Genomic DNA, 14482 nt, shown 5'->3' with positions numbered 1-14482 from the left:
ATCAAGACAGAATGAAAACACAGGAACTGTACCAAAAGTACAAAAAGCATATTGACCTGATCTGGGAAATAGCCAACCTGCTACGCGGCCCCTATCGTCCGCCCCAGTATCGCCGGGTTATGTTACCAATGATTGTACTCCGTCGTCTGGATTCAGTACTGGAGCCACACAGCAAGGAGGTCAGAAAGAAATACCTTGAGCTGAAGGAACAAGGACTCCTCAGTGCGGTGATTGAGAAAAAGATCGACCACGACTTCAACCTCAACTTTCACAATACCAGTGAGTTCACATTTAACAATCTGTTGAATGATCCTAATGAGCTGGCTAGAAACCTGGGCAATTACATAGCCGGTTTCTCCAGCAAGGCTCGCGATATTTTGCAGAAGTTCAAATTTGAGGAAGAGATCGAAAAGCTCGACGAAGCAAACCGGTTATTTGAGCTGGTCAAAAAATTCAAGGATGTTGACCTGCACCCTGACCGTATTCCCAATATGGCCATGGGCTATATCTTTGAAGACCTTGTACGCCGTTTCAATGAACAGGCCAACGAAGAAGCCGGGGATCACTTTACCCCCCGTGAAGTCATCAAACTGATGGTGCATTTGCTCTACACCAAAGACGAGGACATCTATAAAAAAGGCATTGCCCGAAAAATCTATGACCCCACCTGTGGTACGGGTGGTATGTTGTCAGTCTCTGAAGAATACATCAACGAGCACAACCCTGATGCCAATCTGGAACTGTACGGGCAGGAATATAACCCAGAGTCCTACGCCATCTGTGGTTCAGACCTGCTGATTAAAGGGGAAAACGTCGATAACATCGTTTTTGGTGACACCCTCGGGGATGGCAAAACTGACGACGGTCTGCCCGATCACAAGTTCCATTACATGCTGGCTAATCCGCCCTTTGGCGTGGAGTGGAAGCCGGAAAAAAACGAAGTGACCAGCGAGCATAATGAACTGGGGTTCAGAGGGCGTTTTGGCCCCGGCCTTCCTCGAATAAACGACGGTGCGTTATTGTTTCTGCTGCATATGATGTCCAAGATGCAGCCCACCCCTGAGCAAAAAGGCACAGGCTCCCGTATCGCCATTGTTTTTAACGGTTCGCCGTTGTTTACCGGTGACGCAGGCAGTGGCGAGAGCAATATCCGTCGCTGGATTATTGAAAAGGACTATCTGGAAACCGTGGTCGCCCTGCCCGACCAGCTGTTCTACAACACCGGCATTTACACTTATGTCTGGATTGTCACCAACCGCAAGTCGGCTGAACGAAAAGGCAAGGTGCAGCTGATTAATGCCACGGACTACTTCGTTAAAATGAAGAAAAGTCTGGGGGACAAGCGTAACGAAATCGGTGACGGGGACGATGGCAAGCCCAACCATATCGCCAAAATCACCCGAATGTACGGAGAATTTACAGAGACCGAACACAGCAAGATTTTTGATAACCATGAATTTGGTTATCTGAAAATGACCGTAGAGCGCCCGAAGCGGTTTAACTTCCAGGTTAATGAGCAGCGCATTGGCTGCCTGAGGCGCACTGCCTGGTTTTTGGAGCTGGCTATTTCCAAAAAACGCAAGAACCGGGAACAGGCCGAACAGGAAGAAGCCGCCGGTCGCTTGCGCCAACAGGAAATTCTGCGGGTAGTAGAAGCTATCACCGATGACACCCTCTACAAGTCCCGTACTCCCTTTGAAAATATGCTTAAGGAAGCGTTCAAAGGAAGCACCGAGAAGTGGTCTGCCAAGCTCCGGGATACACTGATTGACGCCTTTGCTGAGGAAGACAAAACCGCTGAACCCTTCCACAACGCCAAGGGTGAGCTGGTGCCTGATCCGAAACTTAGGGATACAGAGAATGTGGACCTGCCAATGGATATTGCCCTGCCGCTACCACTGACTTATCCGGACAAGAAAAACAAAGGCAAGATTGATAATACCGAGCTGCTGGAACTGGTCAAAGATCACTGCGAACAGTACCTGAAAGACGAAGTGCTGCCTTATCGTGACGATGCCTGGATCGACCACAGCAAAACCAAGGTGGGTTACGAGATTCCCTTTAACCGCCATTTTTACCAGTACCAGCCGCCAAGACCTCTGTCTGATATTGAGGCCGATATCAAAGGGTTGGAAGATCGTATTGTGAAGATGCTGGCGGAGGTGGTGTGATGCGCTATCCGAAGTATCCGGAGTACCGGGATTCCGGGGTTGAATGGTTGGGGGAGGTTCCTTCTCACTGGGTAACTTGGAAGGCTACTCATGGCTTCAATTCAATTGGGAGTGGTACAACACCAAAAAGTGAAAACACTGCTTATTACGGTGGGGATATCCCTTGGATAACGACTTCTGAACTTCGTGAGAATACTGTTAAGCTAACCAAGCAGAGATTAACTGGAGAAGCATTAGAAGATTACAGCACTTTAAAGCTGTACCCTGCTGGGAGCCTTGCAATTGCAATGTATGGAGCAACAATCGGACGCTTGGGGATATTAGGAGTTGATGCAACCGTAAACCAAGCCTGTTGCGTATTTTCTGAGCCTGAACAGTTCCATACAAAATTCTTCTTCTATTGGCTATGGATGGCAAGACCCTATTTGCTATCCCAGTCTGTTGGTGGCGGACAACCAAATTTAAGTCAAGATGATTTAAAACAGCTTAGAGCACCTGCGCCATCGACTGATGAGCAACAGCTAATCGCAGACTTCCTCGACCACAAAACCAGCCAGTTGGACACCCTGATCGCTGAAAAACAGCGACTGATCGACAAGCTTAATGAAAAGCGGATTGCTCTGATTACCCAGGCCGTGACCAAGGGGCTGGATGCTTCTGTGCCGATGAAGGATTCCGGGGTTGAGTGGTTGGGGGAGGTTCCATCGGGGTGGAATGTGAGGAGGTTAAAGTTTGTAGCTTCCTACAATGATGAGGCTTTACCAGATACAACCGAGCCTGACTACGAAATTGAATACATTGATATTTCAAGTGTGAGCTCGGTTGAAGGCATTAAGTACACAGAAGTAATGTTCTTCGAAGATGCACCTTCTCGCGCCAGGCGAGTAGTGCAAAATGGCGACACTGTAATTTCAACAGTTCGAACCTATCTGAAAGCTATCGCACACATAGAAAATGCACCAGATAACCTGATTGCATCTACTGGATTTGCTGTAATCCGACCTTCAGAAGACATCCACCCAAGATTTCTGGCTTACGCCTTAGAGAATCAGGGGTTTGTTGATGCGGTTGTCTCAGAATCTGTTGGTGTAAGTTATCCTGCCATTAATGCTACTGATTTGGTATGCCTGCCTGTTACTTATCCTGATGACTATTCTGAGCAAAAGAGAGTAGTCGACTTCCTTGACCACAAAATCAGCCAGCTGGACACTCTGATTGCCGAAAAGCAGAGAATGATTGATAAACTCAACGAATACCGAACAGCTCTGATCACCGCTGCCGTCACCGGCAAAATCGACGTACGCCAGATCAGGCTAGAGGATACAGCCTGATGATTTTCATGGAATCATCAGGCACCCTTTTCGTGACTTCGCGAAAAGGGTCAGGGCTTCCTGTTTTCCCGCTTGATCCAGAGAATAAGGGGGATGGCTACAAGGAATGCGATGAAGGTCATAAGCAGGTAAATATCACCCATATTCATAACTTTTCTCCTGTTATGTACCCCATGTAGGTAAAGAGTATGACTAAAGACAAACCGAATATTTCTATTTCGAACAACTGGTCTACACCTGTTACCAATGGCCCCAGTACACAAAGGGCCAGCGGCACTTTGACCAGATCAAACCACATTTTTGACAGGCTTTCACGCTGATTTTTATTCATTGTAAAGAGTCGTTATTACTTCTTATTCAGGGCAAAGCATAGCCTACAGGTTCATCAGCAAATGAAAAAAAAGCACACGGAAGACCGGCTGGAAGATACCATAGAATACGAACTGATTCATCAGGGCGGTTACCAACAGGGCTCAGCCGAAGAGTATGACAGGGAGCGGGCGCTGTTCCCGCAGCAGGTGCTGTCGTTTATCCAGACTACGCAGCCGAAGCCCTGGCAGGCTTTGCGGGCTATCCACAAAAGTGATACCGAAAAGGTCGTGCTCGATGACCTGTGCAAAACCCTGAACAGTTCCGGCATGCTCAAGGTGCTGCGCAACGGCTTTAAATGCTTTGGTAAAAAACTGCGGGTGGCATTTTTTGCGCCCGGCAACCGGAAAAACCCTGACAGCCTGAAGCTCTACCGTGACAATCGCCTGACGGTGACCCGACAGGTGAAATACGACAAGGCCGGTAATAAGCCTGACCTGGTGTTGTCGGTGAACGGCCTGCCCGTGGTGACGGTAGAACTGAAGAATCCCAACTCCGGCCAGACGGTAGAGAACGCCAAGTATCAATACAAAAACGACCGTGATCACCGTGAACTGTTGTTTCAGTTTAAAAAACGGGCTCTGGTTCACTTTGCGGTGGATCAGGATCTGGTGTTTATGACCACCCGACTGTCGGGCAACAAAACCTTCTTCCTGCCCTTTAACCTAGGTTGCAATGGCGGTGCAGGAAACCCGCCTGCTGCGGATGGCGGTTATCGAACCAGCTACCTTTGGCGGGAAGTCTGGCAGCGGGACAGTTTGCTGGATATCCTGGGTCGGTTTATGCATTTACAGGTCGAAGACAAACGGATTCCTACCGACAAGGGCATCAGGAAAATCCGTAAAGAGACCATGATCTTTCCCCGCTACCATCAGCTGAGCGCGGTGAGAAGCCTGATTAGCCACACCCAGAAGCACGGTTCTGGCCGTAACTATCTGGTGCAGCATTCAGCTGGGTCGGGCAAGTCCAACTCCATTGCCTGGCTGGCCCATCGTTTGTCCTGCCTGCACGATGATAACGACAACAAGATTTATGATTCCGTGATTGTGGTGACCGACCGCCGGGTGCTGGACCAGCAATTGCAGAACACCATCTACCAGTTTGAGCACAAGAAAGGCGTTGTCGAAAAAATTGATGAGGATACCCGCCAGCTGGCAAAGGCGCTGTCTACGGATACGCCGATTATCATCACCACCTTACAGAAATTTCCCTTTGTGGCAGAGACCCTGGAAAAGCTGAACGAAGGGGTTGAGAGTGACAGTGAACTGGCCATTTCCACCCAGGGCAAACGCTTTGCGGTGATTGTCGATGAAGCCCACAGCTCCCAGTCCGGCGAAAACGCCATGGAGCTGAAACATGTGCTGAACAAGGATGGCATTGCGGAAGAAGCGGCACAGTACGCCGTTGACAACGCCGATGACGATATGGACGAAACGGCTTTGGAAGAGATTGCCAGAGAGATGCTGAAACGCAGTCGTCAACCAAACATCAGCTTTTTTGCTTTTACGGCCACCCCCAAATACAAGACCAAAAAAGTCTTTGATGAGCCGGGGCCAATGGGTGAGGCTCCGTTCCATCAATACACCATGAAACAGGCCATTGAGGAAAAGTTCATCCATGATGTGCTGAAGAACTTCACTCATATTGATACTTATTTCAAGCTGCTGCATACCGCCGAAGATGATCCACAGGTCGAGCGCAAGAAAACTGCCAAAGCCCTGGGGCGTTTCCTGAACCTGCATGATTACAACATCCGCCAGAAAACCGAAATGATGGTGGAGCACTTCCGCAATCAGGTACGCCACAAGATTGGTGGTCGGGCCAAGGCGATGGTTGTTACCGGTTCACGTCTTCACGCGGTGAGGTACAAGGAGAGCTTTGACGGCTATATCTCAGAGATGGGGTATGACGATATAAAGTCACTGGTGGCGTTTTCCGGTACGGTCAATGATCCCAAGTTTCCCGAGAAGTCATGGACGGAAGTATCCATGAACGAAGGGGTAAAGGAATCCGAGCTTCCTGCCCGCTTTGACAGCGATGATTACCAGGTGCTTCTGGTGGCCGAAAAGTACCAGACCGGTTTTGACCAGCCGTTGTTGCATACCATGTATGTGGATAAAAAGCTGTCCGGCATTCAGGCGGTGCAAACCCTGTCCCGGCTGAACCGTATCTGCGCCGGAAAAGACGACACTTTTGTACTGGATTTTGTCAACACGCCGGAAGATATCTTTAAAGCGTTCAAGCCATTTTACGAAGACACCCCGGTCGAGCCGTTGACTGATGCCCACAGGCTTTACGAGCTTCAGGATGAAGTGGAAGAAACGAATATTATCTTTGACGACGAAGTACTGGACTTCACAAAAATCTACTTCCTGCCCCGCAAGAAAGAGAGTGTTCAGGATCATGCCAAAATGAATGGCATTCTTGACCAGGCCGTAGAGCGCTTTAAGGCACTGGAGGAGGATGAGCAGGATGAAGTGAAAAGCAAGATTGTTGCTTTCCGGAATTTGTATGCCTTTCTGTCTCAGGTCATCCCTTATCAGGATACTGACCTTGAAAAACTGTACACCTACCTGCGTTTCCTGCTGACCAAGCTGCCTCGTCGAGCTTCGGGGGCGGGTTACGATATTGAGGATGATGTTCAGCTTCAGTATTACCGGCTGCAAAAAATCAGTGAGGGCAGTATTGACCTGAACGATGGACAGGCCGATCCGCTCAAGGGGCCGAACCATACAGGTGGAGGCCGCAATGAAGATGAAGAGGTCTTTCTCTCAGAACTGATTGAGATTCTCAACGACCGCTTTGGCACCGAGTTCACCCCGGCCGATCAGCTGTTCTTTGACCAGATACAAGAAGAAGCCATCACCAGTGAGCCTTTGCAGCAGGCGGCAGCGGTCAACAATGTGGACGACTTCCGGCAGGTATTTGAAAAAGCCTTTGAGAATCTGGTAATTGACCGGATGGAAGGCAATGAAGATATCTTTAATCGCCTGATGACCGACAAAGAGTTTCGTGATGTGGCAACGGATCATCTGTTGCACCGGGTTTATGGCGACATCCGCAACAGGGATGCGAAATAACAGAATGAAAAGTGGTTATTGGCATTCAGATTATGCCTGAATGCCAGAAAGGAGAATTTTGTGCCAAATTTTAATGCTTGGGGTAATGCTTACTACTCCGAAAAAAGCAACACAAGCAAGCTGGAAAGATGGGCTGAGCTACTGCGTCAGAAGTATCCGGTTCTAAAGGAAGAAGTACAGCGGACAGTGAAGCAATGGAATTTGCAGGTCAGGGATCACCTACGCAATGAAACAGCTCTCAGGCTCTCCATTGGCACTGATACATCTCAAGTTGCTGTCAGGGTTGAAGATGGCTTTCCATACCCTCTTGCAGACGTTCTAGGCGGTCACGATAGGCTGGCTCCATTACTGCTTCATAAGCGAACACTGGAACAAACTGAACATGGGATCGAAATAGCCCGTCGTCATTTTGAACAACTGTCCGCGCTGGTAGAGCCCAATTTTGATGATGTTGAACTTTCAAAAGTAGGCCAATGGTTCCATAGAGTTATCCGGGAGCTCAATAAAACCGATATAACCAAACAGCTTGCAAATATTGATCAGGATATTCTTGGTGCTTACTATTTCAGAGAGTCCAGAGTAGAAATTTACTGGATGGCCATTGGTGTCGTGTCACTGCTTTACGGAATCCCTGTCCCAGCTCTGACTACTGTCGTTCTTGCTCATGAGCTGGCACATGCCTACACCCATCTGGGAAAAGATATTGACGCCAAGAGCTGGAACACCCAGAAATTCGCTCAGGCTGATCTTGCTATTGTTGAAGGGCTTGCTCAGTTTTACACAGAGGTTGTCTGCAAGAAGCTGTTTAACCGCTTCCCTGATGCCCTCGCCGCCTATGAATCACTACTTGAGCATCAGTCTGCACCATATCGGGTACAGCTTGAGTGGGCTAACGGGCATGATCATCAGGGTGAAATTATTCGTTTCAGTATGGTTCATGCCCGAACTTCAGAGGTTACTGAATATGGAGCTTTCGCAGATTTTATAAGCCAGCAAGAGCGGTCAATCGGGAGAGTCTGAGAGGTGCAGGGCTCAGCTACTTCTGCCAAGTACAGAGAGAGCCCTGTATGAGCGAAATCCTCTGGCAATCATCCAGCAGTCAATAGGGTGCGAGCCATGCTGGTATGTTCTGTGTGGGTTACCACCATTCTGCAACATTAGCTGTACCAGCTCAGGTTCATCCAGCTCTACTGCCAACATCAGTGGTGTATATCCAGGAAGAGGGCTTGTATGCACTGCATCCGGGTTAGCACCTCTCTGCAGTAACAGCTTGGCTATTTTAAGAAGTTTTCCATACTCAAACCGCTTTTGCTGTTGCTTATGCAAGTACTCAACAGCAGCTATCCGGCAAGCAACTGCTGTTTCGTCTTTTTCAAATCGAGATAAGCTCTTTCTGACTTCTGCTTCAGTTAAGCCCATTGCTCCATGAGAGTTTCTGCGAATTGTATCTATAAGCACCGGGTCATCGAGGTTAAAGTTCAACATATTAGCAAGGGCCTTTTCTGGATTTTTGACATTGCCAATATATTTAATGCACTGGTTGAGGGCTGTTGAATGATCTGTATGACCACGCCTGTCTACCTCTGCGCCCATATCCAAAATTGTCTCGACGACATCTGGTTGCCCAGTATCAACGGCCTCCAGAAGAAGCGTCAGCTTCTTTTTGTCGGTTCTCACATTCATGGTTTCATGACTGTGCGGTTGCTGTTTAATTAAGTCAAAGCAACGACGGTCACCGGTATTCACAATTTCTATGGTTGCCAGCAATAGTGCTGAATCCGACGTGTCTGATAACTGATCTACATTCGCACCAGCGTCAAGAAGAGACTTCACATGGTGTGGATGATTTAAGTCCGCATGCCATATCAATTGTGGATATTTTCGTTTTTCTCCTCCGATGGAAATACCAACATCGATTCTTCTGTCTGGACGGGACAAGTCAGGTTTACGCTTAAAGTACTTTTCTTCAACGTGGTGAAGGAATGGAAGCTGTATTTTATGTTTTGATTCATCAATCCATTGTGGGAAGCAGCATTCAGGCTTGAAAAGGTAGGCAAAAGCACTATCCCACTGCTCTACTTCCCAATCTTCAACAACATGACTTTTGGATTTTTTGTTAGCCTGGGAGAGGCTGTCATGGTCACCAGGAATCTCGTAATAACCAAATGCAATGGCCTGATTTTTAAGTCGTTTCAGCAGGCTTCTATTACGTTCTTTAGCGGCAATAGCCAGAGATTCTTGTAAAATTTCAGGTGTATTCGATGCTCGGTATAAAGAGTACTCAAACGCTCTTTCATACTTCTTACACGAAGTCTTATAATCTCCGGAGAATACATACCAACGTGCTTTTTGCCACTCCAGTACATGACGGGTAATACCGACGGGATCTAGCCGGTTTGTTTCCTGCTCAAACTTTTCCAGAAGAGCCCAACTTTCATCTTTCGCCTGCTGGCTTTTCTTACTTTTTCTATCCAGTGCTTCAAACACAGGAATAACCGCATGTTGTAATGGTGCGAATTTTTCAGCTGCATCAATATGCGCAAAGGATAATGCCATACCAATGTCAAAGTGTTCTGCTTCCCAGAGGACTTGGCTCACATTCCTGCAAATAGCAAATTGAGAGTGGTTATTCACATAATGTTGAATAAGCCTTCCAACAATAAGATGGAGGCATACCGTCTGCTTATCTGGTAATGACAAACTGTCAAGAAATACAGAGAGCGAACTCACTTTGGGTAGCTCTTTTCCCTGCTTCCACTTTCGATATTGATCTTGTGCCTGTTTGTCATCCAGTGAGTTCACAAGCTCTGAAAAAGAAGTGTTATTTTCTTCCAGCCACCTACAGGTTATCCCTAGCTTGGCGGGAGTGTCGGCACAGAAATAGTGTATTGGGTTGGGGCCGCCGAATTTTTTGAAAAACTGAGTAGCAATGCCTGCAACCTGACGAGAGAAAAAGAACTCAAATAACACTGGAAGAGACTCTTTTCTTGTCATAGCATCCAATGGGATTTTCTTGACGAGGTTTATGTACTCATTGATCAAATGATCAATTGCCTGACACACAAATAAGGCAAACTTATCACCCGCTTGCTTCTTAATTGGTTCATAGAACAATTCTGTAAGCAATTTATCTCTCAGCCGATAGTCGTAGTCGCCTCGGCGAGCCATCTGATCTACCTCAGAGTTCCGGTTCTTGGTTCCGAAAGCCACAGAGATACTGCGATATATCTCTCCCACAGTCAGATATGGGCGTTCTGGTATTTTGTTAGCCGCCATGTTTCAGATACTCCCTCTCTATAGCCTTCATATCTCGTCTGAAGTTTTGAAACGCTCTTCTGTCACTTGGCGAGCATGGTACCGTAAGAAATGGACCGAATGGGGAAATAAGCTTTCCATGTCTTTTACCGTTCTGAAATAACCAGCCCTGGCTGACTTTCATGGAAACCAGTGCGCCGATCTCCTTACAACTGCTGAACTTTCGCATGTTTCAACATCCTTGATAGCAGGTATGCGCTAAGGCATACCTGCTTTGATCAGTTTTTATTTTTTTGATTTTCCTTCATTTCTGGCAGCCGCCCCCTGTGCACGAGCTGCAAAGCTATCACTGGAGACTTTACCCCCATTAGCTTTTGCTTCACTGCTCTGGATACGTGCAGCTGCACTGGGAGTCATAGGAGTACTGGTCTTGGACTTAGCCATGAGAAAACCCTCAAGCATTCTACACAACCCACCGTGGGCCATGTTTCGAGCCTCGTCTGGAGGCAGGGTTGAGGTTACGGAATAAGGGTAGATTTGGCAGCAGCGTAGGTGGTGAAAAAAAATGTATTTTTGTGTAGCCCAGATAACAACTGGACTACAAGATCACTCTAAACGATCTCAGACAGGGTTTTCACTTCTGTAAACGTTTGCTCAACAACAGGGTTAACACCCCTCTTTGCATTTTGATCCCAGTATGATGGCTTCTCTAGCTCAAAAAATTCTAGCTTATCAAGGTTCTGCATACGGAATGGATTTTCATCTCCTGGAAAGAATGCCTCACAAGCTTTCAGAAAATGGTCATAAGTAATTTGTCGAGCATTTTCTTTAATTGCAAGAAATGCAGCCTGATCGATAACATTCCTCAAGACCCGTAAATTGCCCCGGCTCACTACAAACAACCGAAGAGAGATTTCTCGACTCTTCAGATCAGCTTTCTCTTCAAACCCCAGTCTTTCATCCAACTCATCCAGAAAATTGAGATAAACCGCTTTTTTTGATAGCTCTGAGATGATAAATGGGGACAGATATCTTCTACGAAGAAAACGGCTTGCTAGCTGAGAGTTCTGTTCAATAGCATACAGGCACCAAGGCATCCCAAAAAGGATAAAAGGTCTTTTTGTTTCTATAATTAACCTTTTAAGGCACTCTGTGGCGTCATAAACCAATCTTCTACTCTCATGTTCCAGAAACCCCTGAGCTTCATCAATAATGAAAAGTTCAATACCAAGCTGATCCACATATTTCACTATTAATTGCAGCAGATCATCTTCATCCAGTTCCTTATAATCTTCAATCTCTTGACCAATGGCTTTTAGTAGTTTGATCAAAAGGCCTCTCTCTGACAGTTTCGTCGGTAACACACTATACACGACAGGTATCACTGATCGATCTGCCTTCTCATAGCGCTTATGATCATTTCTGAATTTTTCAATTTGTGCAGATTTTCCAGAGCCAGTGTCTCCGTAACATAACATGCATGGAGGTTCTCCACCGTACTTTGCTAACTCCTTACATTCTTCCATGTCGCTAAAAATAAGGTTATGAATCTCCATCCAGATACGCATATCTCTGACGTGAGCACTTCTCTTTTTTTGCCAGTCTGACAGTACTAATTCCATTACTCTTCACCTCCAGAAGAACTCCACGCTGTTCGGTCAATAGGAACATACCAATCATCTTTTTTCTCTGACGAATCACCTGAATTGATGCTCACTGCATTGTTCTCTGGCCCCTTGATGACACTAGTCAAAGAACCAGTTGAGTTATCAGCAACCTTGGCATATCTGGCAGCTCTTACAGAGGTACTGTTCTTCCCAGCTTTCCCATGGGTTTCCCAGCGTTCAATCTCGCGCTTGACTAGTTCTTTGATAGCATCACGAGCTGCTACCACATCGTCATGCCGATACTTTTTGCGAATATATTTTCGGGCGTATTTTTTATGTACTTTATGCTGCCACTCTGAAAGACCATCGGCATACTCAAAATCTACCGCATGAACCTTTAAGTAACGACGTTCAGATTCATTGAACACATGAATATAACCAAGATCATCAGGATCAATCTTATACATAACCTGAACACTTCCAATCCTGCCTCTCAGCTTGGCAAGATCATTCGAATCATATCTCAGGTTCGAATATTGGACGCCGCCACGACGAAGCTTGCTGTACTTCGTTCTACCCAGAATGATATCCAATCGCTTCGGGTCGACATGGCGTGGAGGAAAATCAAGGATACCTTCTTTCCAGGCAAGATCAGGAATAATCGTACCTTTAGCAACAGGCTGCTGCTGATAGACATCAACAACCCAAGTATAAAGAATTTCAAGGAAGGTACTGAAAGTAATAACAGCATTCTTTTCAGGGTCATAATCGCCTTTTTCAAATATATTGCTGAAAGTCTTTCCTGGTAAATCAATAAGAAGCTTTTTGTTGATGGTTCCGTATAATCGCTCAATCTTCCCTTTTAACCATGGTTTTTGTACCGGGTTATATTGAGTTTGAATATTTAGTTCTGCCAAAACAACCTCAAGGTCTTTTGACCAGAATTCTTTTCCATTATCAAACACAAAAAGTTCTGGAACTCCGGAACAAACCCATGGATTTCTTATTTCTGGATAGCGTTCCTTGATATAATTTTTAGGAATAATTATGGACTTAAGAAGCTTTGTTAATGTTAAAAAGCTTGGGGGATGAAAACCAACATAGAACCCAGTAATTGATCTCGACAAGGCATCAATTGAAGTGGTTAGCCAAGGCCTTCCCAACGGCAGATAATTTTCATCATCGACAACAAATACGTCCAATTTTGTATGATCAACCTCTACTCGCTGCATTGCCCTTTCGAGTTTTAAAGACATACCAACAGAAGCAAACTCAATATCAGCTTTTCTTTTTCCTTCTCTGGCAACCATTATTTCATAAGGAGACTCTGCCTTAATCCTTTTCCTTAATATGTCGTAGCACGGCGTTTTTAGCTTATCACCTTCAGGTCTTTTTTTATTTGCATTCGTAATATAACCATCAAGATTATCCCAAGCCTCATAAATTGATATTCCCTGAATTCAAGTCATAAGTGCATAACCCATGACTTTTCTTGCATCTATTCCAGTTGACTCTTTAAATGCCTCATAAGGAGTCTTGTAGCCCAGGCACTTTCTTGGCCTGTTGTTCAGCTTATCCACTGCAATGATGACATCTTTTTCTGTCACGCCATTAAGCTCCATCGACTTGGGGAAATACTGCCTTAGCAAACCATTAGCATTCTCATTCTGGCCTCTTTCCCAAGAATGGTAGGGGGCAGCAAAGTAGCTGTCACATTTTAAAGCTTTGGCAATTGATTCATGCTGAACAAACTCCTTTCCATTGTCGTATGTTATTGTCTTTACAAACCTTTTCAGAGGCTTGAGTACGTCAATTATTCCCTGTTTAACCGCTTTTGCCTTCTTGCCTGGTAGAGGGACAGCAAGGCGAAGCTTGGTTTTTCGTTCATCTAATGTAGCGATGGCTCCTTTATGATTTTTACCTATTACAGTATCAGCTTCCCAGTCACCAACTCGCTCTCTGTTGTTGACCACTTCGGGGCGTTCTTCAATGCCAACCCGATTTGGTATACCGGTTCGGTTATGAGCTGAACCGTATCGCTTTCGATAAGTTTTTTTCTGGTGCCTCAAGTGCTTATAGAGCGAGCCTCCGCGCCGTTTATCATCCGCTACAAATTGATAAATCGTCTCATGATGCAGCTTGATTACACCGTCCTTTTCAAGCCTTCCAGCCACTTGTTCAGGACTCCAATCTGAACGGATATCGTTTGAAATACGTTGTTTAATGTCGTCTGTCAGCTTAATAGCTTTTGGCTTATCTTTGTGCCGCTGCCGAGCTGTGCGATTAGCCTGTTGGTGCCTGTACCCTCTTTGCCCTTTATTGCGGTTTACTTCTCGCGACACGGTAGGCTGTGAACGGCCAAGCTTTTTAGCAATTTTGTTTTGTGAAGTCCCATTTTTGAGTTCAGTTTCGATATAATATCTCTCTTCAGAGCTCAGGTGTGTATAGGCCATCCTTGGCTTCCTCTGTATGGTTTGGTTGCTTTACAGAATACCCCTGAGTTCTGATTCACTTCAAAGGTTCTGAAACAATCCTCTGGTTACAGAGGTTATGCACTTATGATACGAATTCAGGTTCTTTCTTTACTCGAGTTTAGAGAATTATAAGTACTAACGTTTTGTATTTTTTGATGCCGAAATAGGTTAAGCAACCGCTTCATCTACCAGGAA

The 14482-nt window shown here is 46.0% G+C and carries 10 protein-coding genes; 4 read left to right on the top strand and 6 right to left on the bottom strand.

Annotation, left to right across the window (positions count from 1 at the left end; genetic code table 11):
- The first annotated feature begins 11 nt into the window (after positions 1 to 11).
- Positions 12 to 2171 carry a type I restriction-modification system subunit M gene (locus tag NX722_RS25420; protein WP_262565643.1) on the top strand — a complete coding sequence of 720 codons (2160 nt, stop codon included), beginning with the start codon at positions 12 to 14 and terminating at the stop codon, positions 2169 to 2171.
- A complete protein-coding gene (locus NX722_RS25415) occupies positions 2171 to 3502 on the top strand; it encodes a restriction endonuclease subunit S (RefSeq protein ID WP_262565642.1) in 1332 nt (443 codons plus the stop codon). Before NX722_RS25420 ends, NX722_RS25415 begins: the two co-directional genes overlap by 1 nt.
- Before the next feature lie 145 nt (positions 3503 to 3647).
- Here the strand turns inward: NX722_RS25415 and NX722_RS25410 are convergent, their stop codons facing one another.
- Positions 3648 to 3833 (bottom strand): hypothetical protein, encoded by a 186-nt coding sequence (locus NX722_RS25410; protein WP_262565641.1) that lies wholly within the window; start codon positions 3831 to 3833, stop codon positions 3648 to 3650.
- 61 nt (positions 3834 to 3894) lie between these two features.
- Here NX722_RS25410 and NX722_RS25405 point away from each other — a divergent pair, with 61 nt between their 5' ends.
- On the top strand, positions 3895 to 6951 hold the full coding sequence (locus NX722_RS25405; RefSeq protein ID WP_262565640.1) for a type I restriction endonuclease subunit R: 3057 nt from the start codon (positions 3895 to 3897) through the stop codon (positions 6949 to 6951).
- A 60-nt stretch (positions 6952 to 7011) separates the two neighbouring features.
- A complete protein-coding gene (locus NX722_RS25400) occupies positions 7012 to 7971 on the top strand; it encodes a hypothetical protein (protein WP_262565639.1) in 960 nt (319 codons plus the stop codon).
- Positions 7972 to 7983: 12 nt separating this feature from the next.
- Here NX722_RS25400 and NX722_RS25395 read toward each other — a convergent pair whose 3' ends face one another.
- The 5 genes from NX722_RS25395 to NX722_RS25375 form a co-directional block, all read right to left on the bottom strand.
- Positions 7984 to 10161, bottom strand: a complete 2178-nt coding sequence (locus tag NX722_RS25395; protein ID WP_265442388.1) for a hypothetical protein — start codon at positions 10159 to 10161, stop codon at positions 7984 to 7986.
- Positions 10162 to 10491: 330 nt separating this feature from the next.
- Entirely contained in the window at positions 10492 to 10650 is a 159-nt protein-coding gene (locus tag NX722_RS25390; RefSeq protein ID WP_262565637.1) for a hypothetical protein, read from the bottom strand.
- Positions 10651 to 10817: 167 nt separating this feature from the next.
- Positions 10818 to 11828, bottom strand: a complete 1011-nt coding sequence (locus NX722_RS25385; protein ID WP_262565636.1) for a TniB family NTP-binding protein — start codon at positions 11826 to 11828, stop codon at positions 10818 to 10820.
- Positions 11828 to 13123, bottom strand: coding sequence for a transposase family protein (locus NX722_RS25380; protein WP_262565635.1), 1296 nt, complete (start codon positions 13121 to 13123; stop codon positions 11828 to 11830). Before NX722_RS25380 ends, NX722_RS25385 begins: the two co-directional genes overlap by 1 nt.
- Before the next feature lie 150 nt (positions 13124 to 13273).
- Positions 13274 to 14266: an IS30 family transposase gene (locus tag NX722_RS25375; RefSeq protein WP_262563592.1), complete on the bottom strand. Its 993-nt coding sequence runs from the start codon at positions 14264 to 14266 to the stop codon at positions 13274 to 13276.
- Between the last annotated feature and the right edge of the window lie 216 nt (positions 14267 to 14482).

Source organism: Endozoicomonas gorgoniicola (genome assembly GCF_025562715.2).
Lineage (GTDB): Bacteria > Pseudomonadota > Gammaproteobacteria > Pseudomonadales > Endozoicomonadaceae > Endozoicomonas_A > Endozoicomonas_A gorgoniicola.
Note: the sequence above shows the minus strand (reverse complement) of the source record. Positions and strands in the feature narration are given on the sequence as shown.